This is a genomic window from Paraburkholderia susongensis (assembly GCF_900177725.1).
GTDB lineage: Bacteria > Pseudomonadota > Gammaproteobacteria > Burkholderiales > Burkholderiaceae > Paraburkholderia > Paraburkholderia susongensis.
Genome location: NZ_FXAT01000005.1, coordinates 26,740 through 51,685 on the forward strand (window position 1 = coordinate 26,740; position 24,946 = coordinate 51,685).

Sequence of the window (24,946 nt, forward strand, 5' to 3'; positions counted from 1 at the left end):
GTTTACTCCTTGTTGTCGACGCACGCCACGGCTGCCGGCGCTACCTGATGACAGGCTCAGCGTCGTTCATGCTCTTGCCTGATAGGCCTTGCACCAACCGGCACCGCTCACCTGCTTCGCGCCGAACAGCGCACAGAGCGCGTTGGCGTCGGCCGGCTTGCCCTGATAGAACTGGCAGTTCGAGCAGCGCTGGTTGCGGTTGAAATGCGGGTATTTCGCCGGGTCGACGCGGCTTGCATCGGCCACGTATCCGAGCGCCTGCGCAGCGGGATCGCTCTCCTGAAGCGACACGGCTGCGGCCCACACAGGGCGTCCTGCGAGCGCAAGCGCGGCCGCGCCGATCGACTGGATCATGAAGGTGCGTCGAAGGTTCGTCATGTTCGATGCCCCTCCCGTTACGCTACGAGCACGCGTTGCGGCGGCGCCATGAACTCCGGCCCCACGGGGTCTTTGACGAAGTTCGCGACAATCGCGTCGATCTGCCTGAATGCTTTCTCGTCGAGGCGCCAGCCGAACACGTCGTCGATGCCGTCCAGTTGCGCAGGACGACGTGCGCCCCATAGCGCGATCGTCGGACCGCGATCGAGCACCCAGCGCACCGCGAGCGCGAGCACCGGCTTGTCGAAGTTATCGCGCGCGAACGCGTTCAGCGCCTTGACGGCCGCGACATATTGCTCGCGACGCGGCTCGCGAAACTTCGGATCGCGCAGGCGCAGATCGTCGCCCTCGAAGCGCGTCTCGACGCCGATGCGCCCCGCCAGCAATCCGCGGCACAGCGCTCCATAGGCAAGCGCGACGAGCCCATGCCGTTTCGCGTACGGGAGCACGTCACGGTCGATATCCCGTTCGAACAGGTTGTATGGCGGCTGCGTGGCCGACAGCGGCGCCACGCGCCGGAACGCATCCATTTGCGCAGGCGAGAAGTTGCTGACGCCCAGCGCCCGCACCTTGCCTTCCTTGCGCAGATCGTCGAGCACCTGTGCGGTCTCTTCGATCGGCACGAGCGGGTCGGGCCAGTGGACCTGATACAGATCGATGTAATCCGTGCGCAAGCGCTTCAGGGTGTCCTCTACTTCCTGACGGATGCGCGCCGGCGACGAATTGCGAAATACCGCGCCGTCGTGCCACTCCAGCGCGACCTTGGTTGCGATGACCGCCTTGTGCCGATAGCCGTCGGCCAGCGCCTTGCCAACGATGTCCTCCGAGGCGCCAAAGCCGTACACCGGCGCTGTATCGATCAGATTGACCCCGCTGTCGAGCGCGCGGCGGATCACCGCGATCGACTCTTTCTCGTCGGTGCCGCCCCACATCCATCCGCCAATGGCCCAGGTGCCAAGGCCGATACGTGAAACGGGAGTCGTTAAACCTTCAATTGCGATTGTTTCAATAGTCATCTGAAGCTCAAAATCAAAAGCGCTATATCAGGCACCGCATCCGGGTCGAAGCGATCCGGAAAATGGCGACATGCCCATCGGACGGGCAGGCTTGCCGATTATTTCAGCGGCATCCGGCGATCACAAGAAGGCACCTGAAGGTTTCATACTTTCCCGGCGGAAACTAATTGCTACGACGCGGCATATGCGCACGGCAACGCGCAAATGAAAATCGGCAATCCGGCGCAACTCGACTATCTACTCACGCCGCTGCATGAATTCGATGCTGAGCACGAGCGCCGGGCACTCAGCAAAGTCTCGAAAAATTGCCCATAATTGCGCACAGTCGTGAAGCAATCGTTGGGACATCTTATGAAAGTCGTTTCCGCCGCACCGCAATCCCCGCTCGCATTTCTGGCTGTAGCGTTGGCATTCGCAATCAACATGATGGGTACCACGCTACCGACCGCCATCTATCGCTATTACCAGCAGCAGTATGGTTTTACGCCGACCGTCATCACCGTCATCTACGCGTCATATGCAATCGGGGTGCTCGGTGCGCTGCTGCTGATCGGCAACTGGTCCGATCAGCTAGGCCGCCGTCGCATGCTGCTGGCGGGCTTGTGTGTGTCGGCCGCGTCGGCGCTCACGTTCGTGTTCAGCGACGGATTGGCGCTTCTGATGCTGGGCCGTCTGCTGTCGGGGATTTCCGCCGGCATCTTCACAGGAACCGCCACCGTCGCCGTGATCGAACTCGCGCCGCCCGCGTGGCGCGGCAAAGCCACGTTCGCGGCTACCGCCTCCAACATGCTCGGGCTGGGTCTCGGTCCTTTGCTGAGCGGCGTGCTGGTCGAACTGTTTCCCCGGCCAATGCAGTTGCCCTATACGGTTCATCTGGCGCTGATCGCCATCGCCGCGCTTGCCGTCTTCCGGGTGCCGGAAACCGCCGCGATTCCCGCGCGGGTCAAGCTCGGCATCCAGAAAATTTCGCTTCCCGCCGAGGTCCGCGCTGCGTTCATCCCTGCCGCGCTAGCGGGGTTTGCCGGTTTCGTCGTGGTGGGTTTCTTTGCAGCGGTCGCGCCCCAACTGATTCGGGTCGTTCTCGGCTTTCACAGTGGCATCGTCTTAGGCGCGATCGTGTTCCTGCTGTTCGCGTGCTCCGCGCTCGGGCAGATCGTGCAGGCGATCATTGCCGCCCGATGGCGACAGGCAACAGGCTGCATCGGACTCGTGATGGGACTGATGTGGGTCGGCCTGTGCGTGCCCGAACGCTCGCTCGGCGCGCTTTTGCTCGGCACCGCGCTGGCGGGAATCGGGCAAGGCATCAGCTTCCGCGCGGGCCTGGGCGAGATCGCGTCGGCGGCGCCCGCGCACCGGCGAGCGGAAGTCACGTCGAGCTTCTTCGTCGTGCTGTATGTCGCGATCTCACTCCCTGTGATCGGGCTGGGCATCGCCGTGCAGCGCGCCGGCATCGAGCGAGCGACGCTGCTCTTTGCCGGCTTGACGATAGTCCTGGTGCTGATCGCGCTGTTTTTGCTGATGCTCGGGCAAATGAACCGCAAGCCCGGCGCCGCGCCGATCGGCGACTGAGAACACCAGGTCCCGCTCGATCAGGCCTTTAGCGCGTCACGCCCGGGAGCCTGCCAGCGCCGGAAGCAGCGCCGGCACGCTCGTGAGGAAGGCGCGCACCTGCATCGCAATGACCGCGTCGACGGGCGTGGTGTTGTCGTTCGAATAGATACGGCGCCGAATCGCCAGGTGGGATACCGCTCCATGCAGCAGCCAGCCGACCTCGGTCAGATGCGCCGGATCGGCGGGTACGCCGCATCCCAGTTCGTGCGCCGTCTCGGTGACGATGATTTCGAGCGCATGCGTGACGACCGCATTCGTGTACGCCGGCGCCAATTGCAGGTCTTCAAGCGACGAGTAGAGGAACAGACGCAGCCACTGCCGCGTCAGCAGGGTCTCATAGTACTCGCGATAAAACGTATTGAGTCTGCTTTCAAGAGGCACACTGCGGTCTTTCAACTGCACAAACCATATCGCCTTGAAGGTTCCCACGATTTCGCGCTTATAAACTTCGTCGATCAGCGCGGCTTTGCTGGGAAACAGGCTATACAGCAACCGTTGCGACACCCCGCAGGCTTCCGCGATCGCGCGAGTCTGCGCGTTCAAACCGTGTTCGGCGAAATATTCGGCGGCCTTTTCCAGCACGCGCGCCTGCCGCTCAGCACGTGGCAGACGCTGCGGCGCTTTTTTCATCGGCCGCTTGATCGGCGCGCGACTCTTTACGGTCTTGCTCCCCGGCTCCGCGACATCTTTGGGTTTGGCCTTCATGACGCTCCTGTGTCCATCGCTTCCGAAAAATAAGTCTTCACATGACGACTTATGCTTTGATAGGGTATACCGTCCGGGTACGAGGAAGATTTTCTTCGTCCGCCCGGGCGCAGCGCTGCATTATCTCAGGCCGTTGGGCAATCCTTGCCGATCTGTTCAGACGAAAGGGGGCATTCGCGCTCGGCGGGGTGCTGCTCGCGTTGGCCGCCGCTGGAATCGTGGCGGCGAATCGTTGATCGAAAGCAGCTGCCCTGGCCTGTGACGTTTGCTCACAAAGTCAATATTTTTCGTGCATTGTCGTCCCCTCGACCTTGGCGCTTAATCATCCTCGAGAGCATTCCGCAACGCATAAATCTGGAGGAAAGCCATGGATGTCAGGCCGCGCAAAGCCGCGATTTCCGATCGGTTGATGAAACGGATCGCCTGGCGGCTCGCGCCGCTGATGATCGTGATGTATATCGCGAACCAGCTCGACCGCGCGAACATCGGCTATGCGGCGCTGACCATGAATGCCGAACTCCACATGACGACGGCGCAATACGGTTTCGCCGCCAGCCTGTTTTTTCTCGGCTATATCCTGTTCGAAGTACCGAGCAACCTCTGCATGCATCGGTTTGGCGCTCGGCTATGGATGACGCGCATTCTGCTGAGCTGGGGTCTGCTCTCTTCGCTGACGGGCTTCGTTCCCGACTCGCGCTGGCTCTATATCGCCCGCTTCTTTCTCGGCGCGTTCGAAGCCGGCCTGTTTCCGGGCATGGTGTATTACCTCACGCTGTGGATGCCCGCGCACAATCGCGTATGGATGATGTCTCTGTTCGTGACGGCGATCCCGCTGACCGGCATGCTCGGGGCACCGGTCTCCACCTGGCTGATGACACACGCGAACGTGTTCGGCATCACCGGCTGGCGCGCGATGATTCTGCTGGAGGGGATTCCCGCGATCATACTGGCCGGCATCGTCTACTTCCGGCTGACGGACGACCCATCCCGCTCACACTGGCTTTCCAGCGAGGAAAAGAGTGAAATCGCCGCGGCGCTGGCTGCCGAACGGGCCGAGGCGGCGGCCGCCACCTCGCCGTCCAGCGCCGCGCGAGCGCTCACCAATCCTAAAGTCTGGGCGCTCGGTCTCGTCTACTTCGGCACCAACGCCGGCATCATCGGCCTGCTCTACTTCCTGCCGCAAGTCGTCAAAACGTTTGAAAGCACTTTTGGGGTGAAGTACAGCCTCGTGGATATCGGGCTGATTACAGCGATTCCATTCAGCGTCGCGCTTGTCGCGACACTGATCTGGGGCCGTGTGGTCAGCCGTCGCCAGGTCAGCGCCCGGCATGTGGCAGGACCCCAGCTCGTGTGCGCGGCCGCGCTCTCGGTGGCCCTGCTGCTGAAATCTCCGTATCAGTCGATCATCGCTCTTTCAATCGGCTCCGCGGCCTGCTTCTGCAGCATCACGACCTTCTGGCAGTTGCCTAGCCGCATCCTCACCGATCGCGCCGCAGCGGCCGGCATCGCGCTGATCACGAGCATAGGCGTGTCGTCGGGATTTCTGTTGCCGTACTTTATCGGTTGGGTCAAGGATACGACCGGCACGTTTGTCCTCGCCTTTGTCGGCATTGCCGCGGCGATGGTGCTCGCTGCGATCACGGTCATGTTGCTCGAGATGCGTTGGCGCGACGTTGGCCAGCCACAGCTTGCCAGCGAGTGAGCGTGGCGAGCGCGTCGCCGTGCCTGGGACTATCATCGAGCAATCCATTGCCCACTTCTTTTCGCCAGCAAGGATTCCCGATGCGTCGCGGTGTTCCCAGTCTCAGTGCGCTGCAAGCTTTTGAAGCGGCGGCGCGGCATGAAAGTTTTTCGAAGGCTGCTATCGAGCTGTCGCAAACGCACGGTGCTGTCTGCAAAAAGGTCAACGAGCTGGAAGCGCATCTGGGCATCCCGCTGTTCGAGCGGGTGCGTCAGCGTCTGGTGCTGTCCGCGGCGGGCGCGGAGTACGCGCGGCGAATTCGCGTCCATCTCGACCAGATTCGCCGCGATACGCTCGAGCTGATTCGCCAGCAGGGTGAAGTCAAGATTCAGTTGGCGGTCGGTGTCACGTTTGCGTCTCAATGGCTGATTCCGCGTCTCAATGACTTCTACGAGCTGAACCCGGATCTGCAGCTTCATATCATGGGCCGCGACCAGCCGACCTTCTTCGACAATTCAAGCTTCGACGCCGCGATTTATTTCTCACAGAGCTTGTGGCCCGCCATGCCGGGACAACCGCTCGTAAGCGACGACCGGATTCTGGCCGTCTGCGCGCCCGCGTTGCTCGGCAGATGCGATGGCTTGAGCAGCGAAAAAATCAGCGCCCTGCCCTGGATTCACACTCGCGATCTGCCGCGCGCGTGGCTTGCATGGTCCGAAAGCGCATCCACGCAGATCACCGAACATAGCGCGGCGAACCAGCACTACGACATGTTCATCATGGCGATCAACGCCGCGATTTCAGGACTCGGTGTGGCCTTGCTTCCGCAGATCCTGATTGAACGCGAGCTGCGCAGCGGCGCGCTCGTCCAGGTGCATCCTCATTCGATCCCGAATCCGGAAACCATCTACTATTCGTTTCCCGAGCAGAAGCGTGACTGGGAGCCGCTCAAGCGCTTCGATCAATGGCTCAGCGAGGCGGTGCGCGATTATCGCGAAGGCTGTCGGCGCGATCGAACGGCAGCCTTCGAAACGACGCTGGCGCCAGACTGAGGACGTCCCGCGTGGAGAAGTGCGGCTTCAGGCGAGTTCGCGCAGGTCAGGACTGTCGCGCAGGAGTTGCTGGTAGAGCCCCTGAAAGTTGAGCCACGCTACATAGTCGGACCCGAGTTGCGCATGCGTTGTCCGCGCGTGCTCATCCGACAGCGGCTCAATCGGACCCGCCGCCTCGGCCAGCAACTGCACCTGGCAACAACGCTCCATTGCAATGAAACGGTACGCCGCCGCGTCGACCGAAGACCCGACAGTCAGCAGGCCATGATTGAGCAGAACGGCCGCACGCTTCGTGCCCATCGTCTCCGCGATCCGGCGACCTTCTTCGGTGGCGAGCACGACTACGTCACCACGAAATAGCACATGGTCCTCATGGAACAGACAGGCTTCCTGATTGAGCGGAGCAAGCAGCCGGGCGCGCGCTGAAAATGCGCGACCAGCAGTCGTATGCGTATGGGCTGCTGCGACGACATCGGGATTCGCACCGTGGATGCCGCAGTGAATCGCTGCCGCAGCGGCGTTGACGGGGCCGGTCCCATGATAAACATTGGCCTCCTCGTCGATGCAAACGAGGTCGTCCGGATGGATTGACGAAAAATGCTGCGCATACGGATTGACCCAGAAACGGTCGTGAAACTCCGGATCGCGGACCGTGATATGTCCGGCGATGCCTTCGGCCAGGCCGAATCGCGCGAAGATGCGAAATGCCGCGGCGAGTTTGAGCTTGCGATGTTGCCGCTCAGCGTCGAGGCTGGCGAATACCGGCGGCTCCGGCAAGCGTCCGCCGATCGGTTTGGGGATCTGCAACTCGCGGACTTCCGCGTGGCCCATGACATGCTCCTTCATGCTGGTCGGAGTCCTGATTTTCGTCTGCACAGAGCACGCAGTCCATCGACGATTTGTCACAGGATCGCTTCTTGCGCTCACAATGCGCGGCAGAAGTACTTCAATCACAGCGTTTCGATAGTCATGCGATACTCGCTGTTCGACAAACGGCACTCGTGCCGGATGCTTTCGAGGAACTGGCGCATACTGATCAGGCGAACACGCCAATCATCATGTCAGCCCATTCCGGCGACCGTAAAACACTTCGTGGCTCCGGCACTTTCTCCCATGGACACAATTTACGACGATACGCATTGCGCCGACGACAATGCGCAAAAGAAAACCGATGATCTTGCGCGCGACATCATTGAGCAGATCGCGGACAAATGGAGCATCCTGGTAATCGATGCGCTTGGGACTCTTGGCGAGATGCGTTTTTCGCGCCTACGCGAGCAGATCGATGGTGTCAGTCAGAAGATGCTCACGAAGACCTTGCGTCAACTCGAGCGCGACGGCCTCGTGTCGCGCCACGTGCATCCGGTCATCCCACCGCGGGTCGACTATCGGCTGACGCCGCTCGGCAAGAGCCTTCTGGAAAAAATCTGCGGGATCTGGGAGTGGGCCGAAACTCACACGACCGAAATGGAAGCGGCGCGCCTGCAATTCGATCGAAAGGAAAGCGGGCCGATACCGCATGGTCACACGACGGGGCGACCCATTGGAGGATACGGTTAAAGCTTCGCGGCACGCGCGGCGAACGCCAGCGGCTCGCTCTGGATCAGCGCAGCAGACTGTGTCAGAGTAGCTTCTCGATTACTACCGAAGCCCAATGACTATGCTGCCGATTGCCGACCGATGGTTCGAGATAAAACGTATCAGTGACGATATCACCCTGCTCTGGGAACCTCATGTCGTGCCGCTGATGCGCTGCAATATCTGGCATGTGCGAGGTCGCGACCGCGACCTGATGATAGATACCGGAATGGGCATCGCCAGTTTGCGGGATGCGGCCCAGCGTCTGTTGCAGAACAACGTGACAGCCGTGGCGACGCATACCCATTCGGATCATATCGGCGGACATCATGAGTTTGCCCATACGCTGGTCCACGAACTGGAGGCCGATAATCTGCGTTCGCCACGCGAGCGCGGCACGCTGCTGGCATCGGTGCTGGGCGAGAAGGCAATACGCCGGTATCGTGAAGCGGGCTATCCGTTCGACGGCGATCTGATCACGGCCCTGCCCAGCGCGGAATACGTGATGTCCGACTATGCGATACGCGCGGCAACGGTCACGGAAATCGTCAAGGAAGGGAATATCGTCGACCTCGGCAACCGGCATTTCGAGGTACTGCATCTACCTGGCCACTCACCGGGCAGCATCGGTCTGTGGGAAGCGGCAACCGGCACCCTGTTTTCCGGCGATGCCATCTACGACGGCCCGCTTCTGGATGAAATCGGCGGCGCCGATATCCCAACCTACGTGCGCACGATGAAGCGGTTGCGCGAATTGCCCGTGCAGGTCGTGCACGCGGGACACGACACCAGCTTCGGGCGAGAACGGCTCGTCGAGTTGGTGGATGCCTATCTGGCCAGGCGCGCATGAGCCTGGTCGGCAACACGCACGACTGCAAAGCCGTGCGCAACTAGCGATAAAAACGAATCAGGCCGTGCGCTTGCGCCGGGTCGGCGGGAGCGTCCATTCATCGCCCTCCTCGACGTGTTCCGTCAGCTTTTCCGCAGCGACAGCTGCGGACAGAACCTGCACGACGGTAGCCCCATGATCAGCAATTTCTATCGGCTGCGTGGGTCACTTTCAATTATCTCCAATCCAACCCGCGCTTTTATACTCGCTTCCAACCAGCATGAAACAGGCGCCCGCCGCATGGCGGACCACTCGTTCATACATCGACCGATGCGCAACGCGCGAGGCGCGTACCAACGTCCGAATCGCGAATCAGGAGAGCAGGCATGAGCAGAGCACCAGCCGCGGTTGTGGCGTACGCCCAGCCGAAGACATCGGTTCGCTGGAAGATTTTTCTCATCATGTTGCTGCTGGTGACGGTCAACTACATCGATCGCGCATCGCTGTCCGTCGCGATGCCGATGATCGCGGGCGAGTTCACGCTTACGCCGGTGATGCAGGGCCTCATCATGAGTTCATTCTTCTGGTCATACACGCTGATGCAGATTCCGGGCGGCATGGCCGTCGATCGTTTCAAGCCGCGCCTCGTGCTCGCGCTGTGCACCTTGCTGTGGGGCGCATTCCAGGGGCTTGGCGCCCTGACGACCAACGCGATGTCCCTGCTCGCGACGAGACTTGGACTCGGTGTGGCGGAAGCGCCTGTGGCCTCGGCGGGAGGCGCGCTCAATGCGATGTGGCTCACGCAGCATGAGCGGGTTCGCGGCGCATCGCTGATGGACGGTGGCTCGCCGCTCGGCGCAGCGCTTGGCTCGGTTCTGATCACCTGGCTCATCACGGTCGCGCATTCATGGCGCGCAGCGTTCGCAATCGCCGGCGTCGGCACGGTCCTGTGCGGCATAGGCGCCTGGTACTACGTGAAGAATCAACCGCGCGATCACGCGGGAGTCAACGAGGCCGAAGCGGAATACATCGAACTGGCCCGACGCAAGGAAGACGAGAAGGAAGCCCAAAACCTGTCGGGCAACGCGCTCGATTTCTTCCGATATCGTTCAGTGCTGCTGATGTTCATCGGCTTCATGTGTTGCACGACGCTTTACTACGGGCTGTTGACCTGGATGCCCACCTATTTGCAGAAAGCCCAGGGCTTCAACATTCAACAAATGGGCGGCGCCAGCTTCGTGATCTTCTTCTGCGGCTTCGTCGGCGAACTCTCCGGTGCCTACGTCGCCGACAAGTGGCTCGCGAGCGGCGCCGCGCCGAACCGCGTGATGCGCACTTTCTTCGGTATCGCCGGCGTGATTGCCACGATTGCGGTGTTTTCGGTGGCCCATGCGACGAGCCCGAGCATGGTCGTGATCCTGCTGTCGATTACCCTGTTTTTTCTGCGGTGGGGCGGTCTGTACTGGTCGATTCCCGCGATGCTCGCCTCGCGCAACAAGGTCGGCACGCTCGGCGGACTGCTCAATTTCGGCGGGAATATCGGCGGCATGGTGATCCCGATTGCGATCGGTGCAATCGTTCAATTTACGGGCTCCTATTTCCTCGCGCTGATGTGTTTCGCCGCAATGGGTGTCGGCCTTCTGCTCTGTTCGATCGGAATCGACTACGAGACCAAGATCCCGGTTTGAGCGATCGCCGCGCCTCGCATCAACAACGTTGTTACTGGGAATGGAACATGGGAATAGCGAAAATCGAAGACATCATCGGCCAAACCGTCCGGCGCGACATTGGCCGCATGAAGCGGTTCGTCGAAGGTCAACTCGAAGCGGCCGCGCGTTCGATCATGAGCACGCCGAACGCGCACGTCGGCATCGTGACTGGCTTCTTCATACGCAATGCCGTCCCGCCCTCGCCTGAGACCGACGGTCTGGGCGGCATGGCCCATCTGGCCGCTGCACTTTCGAATCTCGGCATTCCGGTGACCGTGATCTCGGACGCACCATGCTGTAAGGCGGTCTGGGCCGTCACCACTGAATTGCCGAAGGATGTCGCGTTCGAAATCACCTCGGTGAGCGCGGCATCGGTCAAGTCGCTCAGAGCCCGGCTAAGCGATGCGCCACGTCCGGTCACCCATATGATCGCGATCGAGCGCGTGTCGCCCGCAAGCGACGGCAAGCCGCACCGCGAGTACGGCGCGGACATGTCCGACGATACCGCTCCGCTGCATCTTCTGTTCGAGGACCCGGAGTGGTCGCGCCCGTGGGTCACGATCGGCATCGGCGACGGCGGCAATGAAATCGGCATGGGCGTGCTGCCCGAGCAGATCATCCACCACGACATTCCCAACGGCCCGTTGATCAGTGCGGCCATTCCCGCGGACTACCTGATCGTGTCCAGCGTATCGAACTGGGGCGGCTGGGGCCTTGTGTCCGCCATGGCGATGGTCGCCCCGCGAGACGTGGCGGCGCGGCTGCTGACAGATTTCACGCCAGAGCGCGACCGGGCATATCTGACTGCGGCCGTCGATATCGGGCAGGCAGTCGACGATAGCCGCATCGACCGGCCCGCGACGCCGAAGATGAGCGTCGACCGGCTTTCGTGGGAACAGCATGCACAAGTGCTGAGTGAGCTCAGGGCGCACGTTGACGGATATCTGGCAGAGCCGTCGCACGCGTAAGCGTCACTCCTTTCTGATTTCGGGTGCGCGCCCGGCTGGACGAAGAGCGCGCACGCACACATGCTAAAAGCCGTAAAGCCTCGCGGGATTATTGACGAGGATTCGATGGCGCGTCGCGTCGGGCGGCTGCAATTGCGCTGACGGATCGACGGGATAGCGCGCATCGTAGATGTGGTGATGACTGTCGGTCGCCTTTTGCGGAACGGGCAGGCGTCGGCAGCCCGTTGCGGCCGACGCCTGCCTGCTTCAAGCGACATCTCCTTTGCCCGGCAGATCAATCGGAGCACGAGATCGCGCGGCCGCAAATGATCATCAACGCACTACGTTTCGGCGCGACGAAAAGAGCGGCTCAGTATACGAACGAAAATTGTCCGGGAGATAATCAAAGTTAGCAACGCCCTTTGATAGAAACTCCCGATCATGCGCATTTCTCTCCAGCAAATTGAAACCTTTTATTGGGTCGCGCGATTAGGCGGATTTCATGCGGCAGCGCGCCATCAGCATCTCACGCAGCCGACCATTTCCGCACGAATGCAGGAGTTCGAAGAGCATCTTGGTGTGCAGCTCTTCACGCGCAGCCGCCCGCGTTCCGAACTCACGCGGGCGGGCCGCGAGGCGCTCGGCAATGCCGAACAGGTCCTGAAGCTGGCGGAAAAGCTCGAACAGATTGCGAAGCGTACCGACCCCATGTATGGGCTGCTCCGTCTCGGCGCGATCGAGTCCATCGCCCATGCGGGGCTTGCTGATCTGCTGACGCAGCTGAAGACGCGATATCCGCAGATGAAGATCGAACTCACAATCGATCTGGGGATCGTACTCGGCAGCAAGCTTGCCGCGCACGAACTGGACATCGCGATACTGAACGATTCCACCGACGCACCTCACGTCGTCGAGACTGCTATCGGCTACACCGATCTGCACTGGGTTGCGTCGCCGCAACTCGTGCCCAGTTGCAATGTCACGCCCCAGGAGCTTGCGTCGGTACCGATCATCACCGTTTCGCAACCCTCCTCGAACCATTCGCTGGTGATGAACTGGTTCCGCGGCGCCGGTTGCTATCCGGACAACGTCAGCTCATGCAACTCCCTGTCCATGATGTCGCGGCTGGTCGCGGCCGGACATGCGGCCGCCGTGCTGTCGCCCGCGATCATGCGCACGGAGATCGACGCCGGATTGATTCATGTGCTGAACACCGAACGGCCGATCACCCAGCAGGGGTTTTTTGTCGCTTATCAGGAAGAGTGTCTGAGCGGCGCGGATACCATCGTGGAGCTGGCAAAAGAGGTGCTCACGCGCAGCCGCGTGCTGATTCCCTCGTAGCCGGCGGGAGCGCGCGGACTATTGCGCGCGCTCTCAAAGGGTTTCGGGATGATCGCGAGCGGTGTGCCGCGTGCCGGCGAGCTAGACCTTGCGTGGACGTGCCGTCGTGCCGCGCACGATCAGGTCGGTTGGCACGATGTTCTGCGAACTGACCGGCCGTCCGTCGATTCGCGCGAGCAGATACTCGGCGCTGCGCGCGCCGATTTCATCGGCGGCGAGCCGCATGGTGGTCAGCGGCGGCGACGTGAAGCTGGAAAACTCGATGTCGTTGATGCCCGCGATCGACAGCTCGCCCGGCACGTCGATGCCTGCTTCGCGTGCTTCGGCCAGTGCCCCGATCGCCAGCAGATCGGTGCCGCAGATCACCGCGGTAGGACGCTCGGGGCCGTTCATCAGCGCCTTCATCGCCATCTGGCCTTCAATGATCTTGTGCGGCATCTCGATCAGATGCTCGTGGCGCAACTGCAGTCCACGCGACTGCAGCGCCGCGCGCACGCCGGTGATCCGATCGGCCGCCCGATCGCTATGCTGCGTCATTTGCGTGATCATGCCGAAGCGCGTATGCCCGAGATCGAGCAGATACTCGGCGAGGCGACGGCCTACCGCGACGTTGTCGAAGCCGACATACGGATGGTCGTGATCGACTGTCCAGCCATTGACGAGCGGAATCCGCTCCTTCTCGATCAGTTCATAGAGCGCGGGCGAGTGGCTGCGGCCCACGAGCATCAGCCCAGCGATGCCATCCGCGATCAGGGCGCGGACCTGCTTCAACTCATCTTCCTGATCGTAGTACGAGCATCCGAGCAGCAACGTATAGCCGGCTTCCCCGATACGCTTTTGCAGCGCGAACACGCCGATCGCGAAGTTCTGGTTTTCCAGCGAAGGGATCACCGCGCCGATCGTTTTCGAGCGCTGCGAGGCCAGCGCGCGCGCCGCGGCGTGCGGTGTGTAGCCGAGTTCCCGTGCGATGTCGCGCACACGGCTCTGCAATTCTGCCGCTACCGTTGCTTTACCGTTCAACACACGCGAAACGGTCGCAGTCGATACTCCTGCCGCGCGCGCGACATCTACCACGGAAATCGCATTCGATTTGCGACGCTGCGCTCTTTTCTTTGTTTCGTTGGTCAACTTGCACCCTGCCCGGTGTCGAGGCGCACCACCGCGCCTGCCCTATTCGGCATACTATAACGCGGCATGTTGAGAAATGGCCACCGCCGGGGGCGCGGACCTTCGCGCCGGTTGGCCCGCCCCGGGTTCACGTCTGACCGTTCAGCCATGCGAGCTGGCGCGGCGGCATTCGAGACCAGCGGGACGTGTCGATGAACTCCGGCCGCGTGACATTTTGGGTGACGCTCACCCAAAACATCGCGAATTTCAGCGGATTTTAACGATAAATACCGGGAAGTTGCAGAGAAAAGGCTTGGCGCTCAATGCACGAGTCGCGGCCTCTAGCAAGCCTGCAGCACGTTGATGACGCGGCTCACGAGCAGCGGCCGAGTATTGCGTCCATACTCGGCCATATGCGCGGAGGCCGCATTTCGCCACCAGCAGGAGCACTATGCGCAACCCGTGGACCATAAGCGATATTCCGCCGCAGATCGGCAAGCGAGTTCTCATCACTGGAGCGAATAGCGGCATTGGCTATCACGCCGCACTGACCCTCGCACGCAAAGGCGCGCAAATCGTGCTTGCCTGTCGCGACAGGCAACGCGGAGAAGCGGCCTTAGCCCGTCTGCACGCCGGCGCGCCCGATGCTCGTGCCGAACTGGCGATTCTCGATCTCGCATCCCTCGCGGCCGTACGCCAGTTCGCGCAGAGCGAGCTCGCCGCGCAACGCCCCATTCACATTCTGATCAACAACGCAGGCGTCATGGCGCCGCCAGAACGGCTCGAGACTGCCGACGGCTTCGAGTTGCAGTTTGGCACCAACGTGCTCGGTCATTTCGCACTGACTGCACTGCTGATGCCCGCTCTCGAACGAGCCGCAGCTGAATCGCCCGACCGGCCACGCATCGTCACGATCGCTTCCATCGCGCACAAGCAAGGACAGATTGATTTCAACGACCTCCAGGCGAAAAAGGCGTATTCGCCGATGCGGTCCTACCGGCAGTCCAAGCTTGCTGATCTGATGTTCGCGATCGAACTCGATCGGCGTTTGCGCGCTGCCCGCTCCCGTGTCATGTCGGTCGCCGCTCACCCTGGCGTCGCAAACACGAATCTGTTTCGAAGCGGAAACCACTCCGCGATTTCCGGAGCTATCCGGGGACTCCTTGGCCATTTCATCGGCGCTGCGCTGAACACCGATCGCGCTGGCGCGCTGCCGACTCTTTACGCGGCGACTTCGCCCAACGTCAGCGACGGAGGCTACTACGGTCCACAGGGCCTTCTGGAGACACGCGGCAGCGTGATCGGCGAGGCGAACATCGCGACTCAGGCAAAAGACGCTGCAACTGCCGGACGATTGTGGCAGGTGTGCGAAGAGCTCACGCAAATACGCTTTCGACCGTCGTGATTGGCATTACTCTGGACGCGGAAATACGCACAGCGGCGATTTGACGTGCAGGTATTGATTCGCGCAAGGCTGACCGGTGTAATCCACCTCCCCGTTCGAAGCAGATGATGAGTTGGCGGCCACCGTCGGTATGCCGCCCTGGTCCGCGCAAGCAGCAAGAGAAACGGCGGAGAACATTGCCACAAGAATCTTTAATGTGAATGAGCGCATGTTGTATCAACAGTTAAAAGGCGGACGATCCGCCATCTCAATCGCAGTCCCGATCGTGTTCGCGGTCGCGGTCGGATAGTGTTCATTGCGGATGGGGCGTGACAGATACTCGCGAATCCGACGAGCGCTGCAACCGAAAGCGGATGCAAGCCGCCGCGCAGCATGCTGGTGGAACGTGAACAGATCATCATCGTGCTTCCCATCTCCTTCGAACCAGCGTCCACTGAGCGACGCCATGAAGCGATTCTGTGGGAATGGTTCTTACCGGCGAGCGTCGAGAAGATTACCGATTTGATATGTGAGGCGAGTATCGAGCGGGTTCTGATCGGGCCGCGCTTTTGCCGGCCAATGGGCACCGTCCGATTCGACCACAAGCAGTTACTCGACAGTTTCATAGTTTCCACGCAGAAACCAATCGACCGGACTCGTATTGCATCGTTCAAAGAGACAGTTATCCGGAAACGATTCGCGATACGAGACGACAGTGACTTTAATCATTAACGTCAAGAATGGAAATAATCATAATTGAATGAAACTCCGGATCTTGTGCCAGACACGCGCATGAGGCTCTTGAACAATTGGTAATAAAAAGACGCTAAAGATCTGGTCTGTGCAGGAAGTGACGATAGTGAGACTGTGTCCCGCTTTTACGAGACCCGCGCTGCCCAGCAACGACAAGGGATTCACGGTACCTGCGGGCAATTTGAAATGATCTCACCCGACATCCGTGAGCGCCCGACGTTTCATTTGGCCTTCAGCAGAAGTGCAGAGCTTTGTGTACATTCGCGCTTGAGTTGCGGCACATCACGCGCGTCCTGTGCTTGTGTTGGGTGCGAGCACGCGGCTGCGATTCATCGCATGCCGCACTAGTCTCAATCAGGACACTCTTACGTTTTACCCCCAGCCAAAGATATCTCATGCTCGGCCTAGTCCGTATCGCCCTTCGGCGACCCTACACTTTCGTAGTCCTCGCGATCTTCATTCTCATCATCGGCCCATTGTCCGCGATGAGGACGCCAACCGACATCTTTCCGGATATCAGGATTCCAGTAATCAGCGTCGTGTGGCAATACACGGGTCTGCCGCCGGATCAGATGGTCGGCCGCATTACCTCGCCATTCGAACGCACGTTGACGACCACGGTGAACGACGTCGAGCATATCGAGGCCGAATCGGTCGCCGGCTTCGGGATCATCAAGATATTCTTCCAGCCCGGGGTGAATATCAGCACGGCGAACGCACAGGTCACTTCGGTCGCGCAAACTCAATTGCGGCAATTGCCTGCGGGTACGACGCCGCCTCTGATCCTGAACTACAACGCGTCGACCGTACCGATCATCCAACTGGCGCTGTCTGGGAAAGGTCTTTCCGAACAGAATCTCGGTGACCTGGGCCTCAATGCGGTGCGCCCCGTTCTGACAACGGTCGCCGGCGCGGCGATTCCCTACCCGTTCGGCGGCAAGACACGTCAGGTACAGATCGACATAGACCCGGCGGCGCTACAGGCGCGCGGCTTATCCGCGCAGGACGTAGCCAATGCACTTGCCGGTCAGAACCTGATTACGCCGGTTGGCACAGAAAAGATCGGCGACTACGAGTACACGTTGCAACTGAACAATGCGCCGTCGCAGATCAAAGCCTTGGGCGATCTGCCCATCAAGGCGGTCAATGGCACCACGGTCTATATTCGTGACATTGCAAACGTGCGCGACGGCAGCCCGCCGCAGACCAATATCGTGCACGTCGACGGCCGGCGCTCGGTACTAATGTCCGTGCTCAAGAACGGTTCGGTCTCGACGCTCGGCATCATCTCCGGCATCAAGCAGCGGCTTGCCGAAGGAAAGGCGTCGTGGCCCGCCAACCTGCAGATCAAACCCATTGGCGACCAGTCGCTGTTTGTGCGCGCGGCGATCACCGGCGTCGCGCGCGAGGGCGTGATCGCGGCCGTGCTGACGAGCCTGATGATCCTGCTGTTTCTCGGCAGCTGGCGCTCGACGATCATCATTGCGACCTCGATCCCGCTCGCCATTCTCGGCTCCATCGCGACACTCTCCGCGCTCGGCGAGACGTTGAACATCATGACGCTCGGCGGTCTCGCACTAGCGGTGGGGATTCTGGTCGACGATGCCACGGTGACGATCGAGAACATCAACTGGCACCTCGAGCATGGCAAGGAGGTGGAGACGGCGATTCTCGACGGCGCCGCGCAGATTGTCACGCCGGCCTTCGTCTCGCTGCTGTGTATCTGCATCGTGTTCGTGCCGATGTTCTTCCTGAACGGCGTCGCGCGCTTCCTGTTCGTACCGATGGCTGAAGCGGTGATCTTCGCGATGATCTCGTCGTTCATCCTGTCGCGCACCCTTGTGCCGACGATGGCGAAATACCTGCTCAAGCAACATGTGCACGACGATCACGCCGTTCAGACGAAGCGCCCCGGCCCGCTCGCGCGTTTTCAGCGCGGCTTCGAAGCGCGCTTCGAGAAGGTGCGTAGCGCCTACCGCGGCTTGCTCGAACTGGCGCTGACGCACCGGCGACGATTCGTCAGTGGCTTCCTCGGCTTTGTCATGCTGTCCTTCGCGCTGGTGCCGTTCCTCGGCCGCAACTTCTTTCCTTCGGTCGATTCCGGACAGATCCTGATGCATGTACGCGCACCGGTCGGCGTTCGTGTCGAAAAGACTGCGCAGATTTTCGCGGATGTCGAAGGCGCGATCCGCCAGATCATCCCGCCGGCGGATCTCGGCACCGTGGTCGACAACGAGGGTCTGCCCGTCAGCGGCATCAATACCGCGTACAACAATACCGGTACGGTCGGCTCGCAGGACGGCGACATCCAGATTGCGCTGAATGATGGCCATCGTCCAACCGACGAGTATGTTCGCGTCATGCGCGAGAGATTGCCGCGCGAATTCCCGGGCGTGACGTTCTCGTTCCCGCCGGCGGACATCATCAGTCAGATCCTGAACTTCGGCTCGCCGGCGCCGATCGACCTGCAGATTCGCGGCAACAACCTGAACGCCAATTACGCCTACGCGGACCGCCTGCTGCGCGAGGTTCGCGACGTGCCGGGCGTGGTCGACGCGCGCATCGAGCAGTCGCACGGCAACCCGACCTTCAATGTGGATGTCGACCGCACGCGCGCGCAATTGCTCGGCATCACCGAGCGCGACGTGACGAACAGCATGGTGGTGAACCTCGCGGGCTCCAGTCAGGTCGCGCCCACGTTCTGGCTGAATAACGCGAACGGCGTGTCGTATCCGATCGTGATGCAAACGCCGCAATACAACCTCGATTCGCTCGCCGCCTTGCAGAATCTGCCGATCACGGCCAGCGGCGCGAGCACGTCCCAGGTCCTCGGCGGTTTGGCGACAGTCGAGCGCACCAGCGGCAACGAGGTCGTGAGCCAGTACAACATCCAGCCCATGGTCGAGATCTTCGCGACCACGCAGGGCCGCGACCTCGGCGCGGTGGCATCCGATATCCAGCGCATCGTGCACGACAACGCGAGCGCCTTGCCCAAGGGCTCTACCGTCGCGCTGCTCGGCCAGGTGCAAACGATGAACAGCGCCTTTGCCGGCATGTTGTTCGGCCTGCTTGGCGCGGTGGTGTTGATTTATCTGCTGATCGTGGTCAATTTCCAGTCATGGGCGGACCCGTTCGTGATCGTGACCGCGTTGCCCGCCGCGTTGGCCGGTATCGTCTGGATGCTGTTCGCGACCCACACGACGCTCTCCGTCCCCGCTCTGACCGGCGCGATCATGTGCATGGGGGTGGCGACCGCCAATTCGATCCTGGTCGTCAGCTTCTGCCGCGAACGGCTCGCCGCCCACGGTGATCCGTTCAAAGCCGCGCTCGAAGCAGGCTTCACGCGTTTTCGCCCGGTACTCATGACCGCGCTGTCCATGATCATCGGCATGATGCCGATGGCGCTCGCGCTCGGCGAAGGCGGTGAGCAAAACGCGCCGCTTGGCCGCGCCGTGATCGGCGGACTGCTGTTTGCCACGACTGCCTCGCTATTCCTCGTCCCTGTCATTTTCTGTATCGTGCACGCGCGTCCCCGGCGCGCGGCTACCCAGGCATCCGTCTCGGAAGATCCCGCCCATGTCATCTGAATCGACCTTTCGCACCCATACAACGTCGCGCCGCCCGCTTCTGCTAGCAGGCGTGGTCGGCCTGCTGCTCGTCGCAGGCATCGTCGTTGCCGGCATCACCTCGCGAGCCGCGGAGGCACGCAGGCTGAAAAGCTGGACCGATGCACAGGCCATACCGACCGTCAACGTGATCCAGCCCTTGCGGGATGCCGACGGGCCCACGCTGCAATTGCCAGGCCGTCTCGAAGCATTTACGCGAGCGCCGATTTTCGCGCAGGTCAGCGGCTATCTGAAATCATGGAGTGTCGATATCGGTACGCCGGTCAAAGCGGGGCAGGTGCTTGCTGAAATCGAAACGCCCGAGCTCGACCAGCAGCTGCTGCAAGCGCGCGCGGATCTCCAGAGCGCGCAGGCGAATGCTCTGGTTGCGGGTACGACGGCCAGGCGCTGGCAAGCGCTGAGCGGCACGGATTCCGTCGCCCAGCAGGATGTCGACCAACGCACCGCCGACTACGCCGCCAAGGAAGCGATCGTCGCAGCCGCGAAGGCCAACGTCGAGCGCCTCGTCGCCACCAAGGCCTTCGCGCGCATCGTCGCGCCATTCGACGGCGTGGTGACCGCCCGCGATACCGACGTCGGCGCGTTGGTCAATGCCGGCAGCGGCGGAGCGGGACAGGAGCTGTTCGCGGTCTCCGACGTCAAGCAGTTACGCGTGTATGTCCAGGTGCCGCAGAACTACGCGCCTGCGATACACGATGGCACGACCGCCACCCTGAGCGTTCCCGAGTATCCCGACCAGAAGTTCACCGCGCGCGTGATAGCGGCGGCAGACTCGGTCAATTCGAGTTCCGGAACGACGCTGGTCCAACTGCTGGTCGACAACGCCGACGGCAAGCTGCTGCCGGGCGGCTTCGCGAGCCTGAAGTTCTCGCTGCCCGCCTCCGCCAATTCGGTCCGTGTGCCGGCCAGCGCGCTCGTCTTCGATAGCCGCGGCGTCGTGGTCGCCACGCTCGGCCCGAACGGTCACGTGCTGTTCAAGCAGGTGAAGATCAACCGCGATCTGGGCGATTCGGTCGAGATCGGCGCGGGGCTCGCCGCAACCGATCGCGTCATCGATACACCGCCCGATGGACTCGCGGACGGCGATAGCGTGCAAACCGCGACGTCGACCAGCAGCAAGGCAGTGGCACATGGCTAAGTATGGACTTCCGGCGCTGCTCGCGAGCGTCGCCGCGCTCTGCGCCTGCTCGCTCGCGCCGCAATATCGGGTGCCGCCGACGCCGATCGCCGCGCAATACAGGACGTTTGGCCCGTGGACCACGGCACAGCCCGCCGACCGCATTGACCGCGACGGCTGGTGGAAGATGTATGGCGACGCACAGCTCGATGATCTCGAAGCGCGTCTGCTGGCCAACAACACCGACTTGCGAGCGGCGTACGCGCACTATCAGCAGGCCCAGGCTTTCGTGGCGCAGGTCGAGTCGGGACTGTACCCCTCGGTCAGCGTGAGCGCCGCGCCGCTGCGTGAGCGCCAGTCCGACAACCGGCCGTTGCGCGCGGGCGGCCCGAACGATTACAACTCGATCACGCTGGGCGCCGAAGTCGACTACGACCTCGACCTGTGGGGCCGCGTGCGCGACTCCGTGGCGGCCGGCAAGGACGAGGCGCAGGCGACCCAGGCTGATCTGGCCTCGGTCCGGCTGAGCCTGCAGGTCGAACTGGCGGATACTTACATCCGCTTGCGCGGTCTCGACCAGCAGACCGAATTGTTGAACGAGACTGTCGTCGCGTATGCGAAGGCTCTGCAACTCACGCAAACCTTGCACAACGGCGGGATCGTGTCGGGCCTCGACGTTTCCCGAGCGCAAACCCAACTCTCCTCGACGAAGTCGCAACTGTCGCAGAACCTGGCGCAACGGGCTCTGCTCGAACACGCGATCGCGGTTCTCGCGGGAGCCTCCGCATCCGAATTCAGTCTGCCGTCCCAGACCGCCGCGATCGCGTTGCCGTCGATTCCGACCGGCCTGCCTTCCACGCTGCTGCAACGACGCCCCGACGTCGCAGCAGCGGAACGCCGGGTGGCCGAGGCCAACGCAAAAATCGGCGTTGCGCGAGCAGCCTACTTTCCGGACATCACGCTCAGCCTCGCGGGTGGCGTGCAAAGCGCGGCCTACGCCGGCCTCGTTAGCGCGCCCAATCTGTTCTGGGCGGTCGGGCCACAGCTCGTGCAGTATGTGTTCGACGGCGGGTATCGTCGTGCACAGCTGGATGCCGCCAGGGCCGCGACCGAAGAAGCGGGAGACCGTTACCGCAGTGTGGTGCTGGCTGCATTCCAGCAGGTCGAGGACAACCTCGCCCTGCTGGCGTATCTCGGCACTGCGCTGGGCGAGCAAAGGGATGCCGCCAATGCCGCCCAGTACTCGGTCGACCTCGCGTTACGGCAATATCGCCAGGGCGTGGTGGGTTACCTCGATGTCGTGCAGGCGCAGACGGCCGCACTCGATGCGCAGCGCAGCGTGCTCGATATCCAGACACGCCAGCTAAGCGCGAATGTGCAACTCCTGCACGCGCTCGGCGGTGGCTGGTCGAGCGATGAACTCGCTCATGTGGCTGCGGCCCCCGCGCTCGTCGCCACGGCAACGCAGCGCTGATTGAATATTGAACGTGTATCGAATAGTGATCGGCGATATCGGAATGGTCAGGGCTTCTGGAGGGGCTTGCTTAGGCGAATGCCGCTCATCACGAGCGGCATCGCGCCTACCGCGCTCAGTTGCCGTCAAGCGCGCGGGTCATGCCTGCATCGGAGAGCGCGCAAAGCGCCATCGCCGACCAGTCATGCTCGGCGCCGAGCCCTTGCGAGCGCAACGTCAGAAACCGGTCGTGCACGAGACTTGCCAGCGGCAGCGGAACGCCGAGCGCCTCGGCCGCCGCCAGCATCAGGCGGTTGTCCTTCTGGCCGAGCGGCAATGAAAAACCAGGCGGCTGGAATTGCTGCGACGCGATCAGCGGACCGTAGATCTTGTACGGCGCCGCATTGAAGTTCGCGCTCGTCAACAGTTCGATCAGCCGCATCGGATCGATGCCAGCCTTGCCCGCTACCGCACAGGCTTCGCCCAGCGTTTCGATGATCACGGACAGCATGAAATTGCCGATCAGCTTGACCAGGTTCGCCTGCGAAGGATCCTCGCCGACAATGCCCACCGACTGCCCCAGCGTTGCCAGAAGCGGCGCGGCAACCTCGATGTGTTCGCGCGCTCCAGCCGCCATGATGAACAGCTTGCGCGCCGCCGCGGCATCGGGCCGACCGAACACCGGTGCGGATACGAAACCAAGACCCGCCTCACGATACTTCGCCGCGTGATCCTGCGCGGTGGCGACACTGATGGTGCTCATCGAGATATGCAGCGCACCCGGTTTCAGCGTGGTGGCGATGCCCTGCTCGCCGAACGTGACCGCCACGTGGGCGGCATCGTCGGCCACCATCGTGAATACCACGTCGGCGCCGAGCGCCGCCTGCGCGGGACTCGGCGCGACGCTCGCGCCCGCCTTGCGCAACGGTTCGGCGCGTGCCGGACTCCGGTTGAAAACCTGCACGTCATGTCCGGCGTCGATGAGGTTCTTCGCGATCGCGGCGCCCATCGAGCCCAGTCCTACAAAGCCAATTTTCATCATCACACTCCTATGACCCGCCGAACGAACGCGGGCTGGTCAGACAGCCAATTGATAGACCTGACGGCTCACTTCGAGCGTCACGTCGCCGTGTTCGCCCAACTGCGTCATCCCGTGCTCCTCGAGCTTCGCGACCAGCTTGCCGATCGAGTGTTCGTCAATCCGGTAGTCGCGCAAGCGGGTTCCCACCGACATGCGTTCGAAGAACCCGCGGGTCGCCTCGATCGCGGCGCTGATACGTTCGTCCTCGCTGCCCTCGGTGATGTTCCACACGCGTTCGGCGTACTGCAGCAACTTCGCGCGCTTCGATTCATGCCGCACGCTGAGCATGGCCGGCAGCACGATCGCGAGCGTCTGTGCGTGATCGAGTCCATGCAGTGCCGTGATCTCGTGGCCGAGCATGTGGGTCGCCCAGTCCTGCGGCACGCCGGCGCCGATCAGGCCGTTCAGCGCCAGCGTCGCGGTCCACATCAGGTTGGCGCGCGCCGCGTAGTTGTGCGGCTCGGCAAGCGCTTGCGGGCCGACTTCGGTCAGTGTGACCAGCAGGCCTTCGGCAAAACGGTCCTGTACCTTGGCATCGACCGGATAGGTCAGGTACTGCTCGACGATATGAACGAATGCATCGACGACACCGTTGGCGATCTGCCGCGGCGGCAACGAATAAGTCGTCGTCGGATCGAGCACCGAGAAGAGCGGATAGGTCGCATCGCTCGTGAAAAACAGCTTGTCGCCTTTCGCGCGATGGCTGATGACGCTGCCATTGTTCATTTCCGAACCGGTCGCGGGCAGGGTCAGCACGCTGCCGAAGGGCACCGCGTCGCGCACCGGAGACTGTTTGGCGAGTATGTCCCACGGCTCGCCGTCGAACTTCAGCGCGGCCGCGATGAATTTCGTCCCGTCGATCACCGAACCGCCGCCCACCGCCAGCAGAAAGTCGACGTTCTTCTGACGCGCGAGCGCAACCGCTTCCATCAGCGTTTCGTAAGTGGGATTCGGCTCGATGCTGCCGAACACGTGCCACGCGCGCTCGCCAAGCGCCGCCTGCACTTGCGCGAGCACGCCGTTGTTCCTGATGCTGCCGCCGCCGCTCGTAATCAGCACCCGCGCATTGGGTGGAACGTGGGCATCGAGTGCGGCAATCTGGCCTTCGCCGAAAATAATTCGTGTGGGGTTATGAAACGTAAAGTTCTGCATTGAAGCTCTACTCCTTGAATTGACTACAGACCTCGCTGTCGCACAGAACAGCGGCGAGATTCACGCGCAGCGTCAGTCGTCGGGGCAAAACGGCACGGGCGCGAGGAACACCGATTCCTGATGCACCAGATAGGGCAGGATGCGCGGCGTGAAAGCCTGCCAACGCGGATCGGCGGCCAGCTTTGCGCGCTGCGCGGCGCGATGAGCGTAATCGTCATAGCCCCAGCAAAACACGATCGAATTCAACGTACCCGAGTCCTTGGTCCAGCAGCCCTTGAGCCTTGCGTACTGGCTGATGATCTCCAGCCCCTCGCGCTCGTAGATTTGCAGGAACTCGCCCACCTTCCCTGCCGTGATCTGGTATGTACGCATTTCCACTAGCATGATTGCCTCCTGTCGCAATCCCAAAACTCAATGAAGCAAACG

The 24,946-nt window shown here is 61.9% G+C and carries 20 protein-coding genes; 12 read left to right on the plus strand and 8 right to left on the minus strand.

Features of this window, described 5'->3' with window-relative positions; all coding sequences use genetic code 11:
• Window positions 1–66: 66 nt before the first annotated feature.
• Together B9Z01_RS16395 and B9Z01_RS16400 are read right to left on the minus strand one after the other, a co-directional pair.
• Complete coding sequence (locus B9Z01_RS16395) at window positions 67–378, minus strand: high-potential iron-sulfur protein (RefSeq protein ID WP_085484857.1); 312 nt, start codon at window positions 376–378, stop codon at window positions 67–69.
• A 17-nt stretch (window positions 379–395) separates the two neighbouring features.
• Window positions 396–1,394: an aldo/keto reductase gene (locus B9Z01_RS16400; RefSeq protein ID WP_085484859.1), complete on the minus strand. Its 999-nt coding sequence runs from the start codon at window positions 1,392–1,394 to the stop codon at window positions 396–398.
• Window positions 1,395–1,745: 351 nt separating this feature from the next.
• On the opposite strand from B9Z01_RS16400, the gene B9Z01_RS16405 reads away from it, so the two are divergent.
• Complete coding sequence (locus tag B9Z01_RS16405; protein ID WP_085484861.1) at window positions 1,746–2,963, plus strand: MFS transporter; 1,218 nt, start codon at window positions 1,746–1,748, stop codon at window positions 2,961–2,963.
• Between the two features lie 36 nt (window positions 2,964–2,999).
• Here the strand turns inward: B9Z01_RS16405 and B9Z01_RS16410 are convergent, their stop codons facing one another.
• Window positions 3,000–3,710, minus strand: a complete 711-nt coding sequence (locus tag B9Z01_RS16410) for a TetR/AcrR family transcriptional regulator (RefSeq protein ID WP_085484863.1) — start codon at window positions 3,708–3,710, stop codon at window positions 3,000–3,002.
• 367 nt (window positions 3,711–4,077) lie between these two features.
• Here B9Z01_RS16410 and B9Z01_RS16415 point away from each other — a divergent pair, with 367 nt between their 5' ends.
• A complete protein-coding gene (locus B9Z01_RS16415) occupies window positions 4,078–5,412 on the plus strand; it encodes an MFS transporter (protein WP_085484865.1) in 1,335 nt (444 codons plus the stop codon).
• Window positions 5,413–5,492: 80 nt separating this feature from the next.
• Window positions 5,493–6,443, plus strand: a complete 951-nt coding sequence (locus tag B9Z01_RS16420; RefSeq protein ID WP_085484867.1) for a LysR substrate-binding domain-containing protein — start codon at window positions 5,493–5,495, stop codon at window positions 6,441–6,443.
• Between the two features lie 27 nt (window positions 6,444–6,470).
• Here the strand turns inward: B9Z01_RS16420 and B9Z01_RS16425 are convergent, their stop codons facing one another.
• Window positions 6,471–7,442, minus strand: coding sequence for a class II aldolase/adducin family protein (locus tag B9Z01_RS16425; protein WP_244196039.1), 972 nt, complete (start codon window positions 7,440–7,442; stop codon window positions 6,471–6,473).
• 114 nt (window positions 7,443–7,556) lie between these two features.
• Between B9Z01_RS16425 and B9Z01_RS16430 the strand changes: the two genes are divergently transcribed.
• From B9Z01_RS16430 to B9Z01_RS16450, 5 genes are all read left to right on the plus strand, one after another.
• Window positions 7,557–8,003: a winged helix-turn-helix transcriptional regulator gene (locus B9Z01_RS16430; protein WP_085484871.1), complete on the plus strand. Its 447-nt coding sequence runs from the start codon at window positions 7,557–7,559 to the stop codon at window positions 8,001–8,003.
• A 94-nt stretch (window positions 8,004–8,097) separates the two neighbouring features.
• Window positions 8,098–8,871, plus strand: coding sequence for an MBL fold metallo-hydrolase (locus B9Z01_RS16435; RefSeq protein WP_244196040.1), 774 nt, complete (start codon window positions 8,098–8,100; stop codon window positions 8,869–8,871).
• A 365-nt stretch (window positions 8,872–9,236) separates the two neighbouring features.
• Window positions 9,237–10,538, plus strand: coding sequence for an MFS transporter (locus tag B9Z01_RS16440; RefSeq protein WP_085484873.1), 1,302 nt, complete (start codon window positions 9,237–9,239; stop codon window positions 10,536–10,538).
• Window positions 10,539–10,585: 47 nt separating this feature from the next.
• Complete coding sequence (locus B9Z01_RS16445) at window positions 10,586–11,527, plus strand: glutamate cyclase domain-containing protein (protein ID WP_085484875.1); 942 nt, start codon at window positions 10,586–10,588, stop codon at window positions 11,525–11,527.
• Window positions 11,528–11,947: 420 nt separating this feature from the next.
• On the plus strand, window positions 11,948–12,847 hold the full coding sequence (locus tag B9Z01_RS16450) for a LysR family transcriptional regulator (protein WP_085484877.1): 900 nt from the start codon (window positions 11,948–11,950) through the stop codon (window positions 12,845–12,847).
• An 81-nt stretch (window positions 12,848–12,928) separates the two neighbouring features.
• On the opposite strand, the gene B9Z01_RS16455 is transcribed toward B9Z01_RS16450, so the two are convergent.
• The gene (locus B9Z01_RS16455) at window positions 12,929–13,921 is read right to left on the minus strand and encodes a LacI family DNA-binding transcriptional regulator (protein ID WP_167387499.1); all 993 of its coding nucleotides are present in this window, start codon (window positions 13,919–13,921) and stop codon (window positions 12,929–12,931) included.
• Window positions 13,922–14,405: 484 nt separating this feature from the next.
• On the opposite strand from B9Z01_RS16455, the gene B9Z01_RS16465 reads away from it, so the two are divergent.
• From B9Z01_RS16465 to B9Z01_RS16485, 4 genes are all read left to right on the plus strand, one after another.
• Window positions 14,406–15,359 carry an oxidoreductase gene (locus B9Z01_RS16465; RefSeq protein WP_085484881.1) on the plus strand — a complete coding sequence of 318 codons (954 nt, stop codon included), beginning with the start codon at window positions 14,406–14,408 and terminating at the stop codon, window positions 15,357–15,359.
• A 1,127-nt stretch (window positions 15,360–16,486) separates the two neighbouring features.
• A complete protein-coding gene (locus tag B9Z01_RS16475; RefSeq protein ID WP_085484885.1) occupies window positions 16,487–19,678 on the plus strand; it encodes an efflux RND transporter permease subunit in 3,192 nt (1,063 codons plus the stop codon).
• Window positions 19,668–20,855, plus strand: coding sequence for an efflux RND transporter periplasmic adaptor subunit (locus B9Z01_RS16480; RefSeq protein ID WP_085484887.1), 1,188 nt, complete (start codon window positions 19,668–19,670; stop codon window positions 20,853–20,855). Before B9Z01_RS16475 ends, B9Z01_RS16480 begins: the two co-directional genes overlap by 11 nt.
• A complete protein-coding gene (locus tag B9Z01_RS16485; protein ID WP_085484889.1) occupies window positions 20,848–22,308 on the plus strand; it encodes an efflux transporter outer membrane subunit in 1,461 nt (486 codons plus the stop codon). The genes B9Z01_RS16480 and B9Z01_RS16485 overlap by 8 nt, the downstream gene beginning before the upstream one ends.
• Window positions 22,309–22,423: 115 nt before the next feature.
• On the opposite strand, the gene B9Z01_RS16490 is transcribed toward B9Z01_RS16485, so the two are convergent.
• From B9Z01_RS16490 to B9Z01_RS16500, 3 genes are all read right to left on the minus strand, one after another.
• Window positions 22,424–23,326 carry an NAD(P)-dependent oxidoreductase gene (locus B9Z01_RS16490; RefSeq protein ID WP_085484891.1) on the minus strand — a complete coding sequence of 301 codons (903 nt, stop codon included), beginning with the start codon at window positions 23,324–23,326 and terminating at the stop codon, window positions 22,424–22,426.
• 39 nt (window positions 23,327–23,365) lie between these two features.
• Complete coding sequence (gene yqhD, locus B9Z01_RS16495; protein ID WP_085484893.1) at window positions 23,366–24,520, minus strand: alcohol dehydrogenase; 1,155 nt, start codon at window positions 24,518–24,520, stop codon at window positions 23,366–23,368.
• Between the two features lie 72 nt (window positions 24,521–24,592).
• Window positions 24,593–24,904, minus strand: coding sequence for an NIPSNAP family protein (locus tag B9Z01_RS16500; RefSeq protein ID WP_085484895.1), 312 nt, complete (start codon window positions 24,902–24,904; stop codon window positions 24,593–24,595).
• Window positions 24,905–24,946 lie beyond the last annotated feature (42 nt).

Bases quoted from the DNA above. Each gene is read 5' to 3' on its own strand.
- B9Z01_RS16445 (WP_085484875.1), top strand. From the start codon at position 10,586: ATGGGAATAGCGAAAATCGAAGACATCATCGGCCAAACCGTCCGGCGC.
- B9Z01_RS16400 (WP_085484859.1), bottom strand. From the start codon at position 1,394: ATGACTATTGAAACAATCGCAATTGAAGGTTTAACGACTCCCGTTTCA.
- yqhD (WP_085484893.1), bottom strand. From the start codon at position 24,520: ATGCAGAACTTTACGTTTCATAACCCCACACGAATTATTTTCGGCGAA.
- B9Z01_RS16450 (WP_085484877.1), top strand. From the start codon at position 11,948: ATGCGCATTTCTCTCCAGCAAATTGAAACCTTTTATTGGGTCGCGCGA.
- B9Z01_RS16500 (WP_085484895.1), bottom strand. From the start codon at position 24,904: ATGCTAGTGGAAATGCGTACATACCAGATCACGGCAGGGAAGGTGGGC.
- B9Z01_RS16480 (WP_085484887.1), top strand. From the start codon at position 19,668: ATGTCATCTGAATCGACCTTTCGCACCCATACAACGTCGCGCCGCCCG.
- B9Z01_RS16420 (WP_085484867.1), top strand. From the start codon at position 5,493: ATGCGTCGCGGTGTTCCCAGTCTCAGTGCGCTGCAAGCTTTTGAAGCG.
- B9Z01_RS16490 (WP_085484891.1), bottom strand. From the start codon at position 23,326: ATGAAAATTGGCTTTGTAGGACTGGGCTCGATGGGCGCCGCGATCGCG.
- B9Z01_RS16465 (WP_085484881.1), top strand. From the start codon at position 14,406: ATGCGCAACCCGTGGACCATAAGCGATATTCCGCCGCAGATCGGCAAG.
- B9Z01_RS16485 (WP_085484889.1), top strand. From the start codon at position 20,848: ATGGCTAAGTATGGACTTCCGGCGCTGCTCGCGAGCGTCGCCGCGCTC.
- B9Z01_RS16430 (WP_085484871.1), top strand. From the start codon at position 7,557: ATGGACACAATTTACGACGATACGCATTGCGCCGACGACAATGCGCAA.
- B9Z01_RS16435 (WP_244196040.1), top strand. From the start codon at position 8,098: ATGACTATGCTGCCGATTGCCGACCGATGGTTCGAGATAAAACGTATC.
- B9Z01_RS16410 (WP_085484863.1), bottom strand. From the start codon at position 3,710: ATGAAGGCCAAACCCAAAGATGTCGCGGAGCCGGGGAGCAAGACCGTA.
- B9Z01_RS16415 (WP_085484865.1), top strand. From the start codon at position 4,078: ATGGATGTCAGGCCGCGCAAAGCCGCGATTTCCGATCGGTTGATGAAA.
- B9Z01_RS16475 (WP_085484885.1), top strand. From the start codon at position 16,487: ATGCTCGGCCTAGTCCGTATCGCCCTTCGGCGACCCTACACTTTCGTA.
- B9Z01_RS16440 (WP_085484873.1), top strand. From the start codon at position 9,237: ATGAGCAGAGCACCAGCCGCGGTTGTGGCGTACGCCCAGCCGAAGACA.
- B9Z01_RS16395 (WP_085484857.1), bottom strand. From the start codon at position 378: ATGACGAACCTTCGACGCACCTTCATGATCCAGTCGATCGGCGCGGCC.
- B9Z01_RS16405 (WP_085484861.1), top strand. From the start codon at position 1,746: ATGAAAGTCGTTTCCGCCGCACCGCAATCCCCGCTCGCATTTCTGGCT.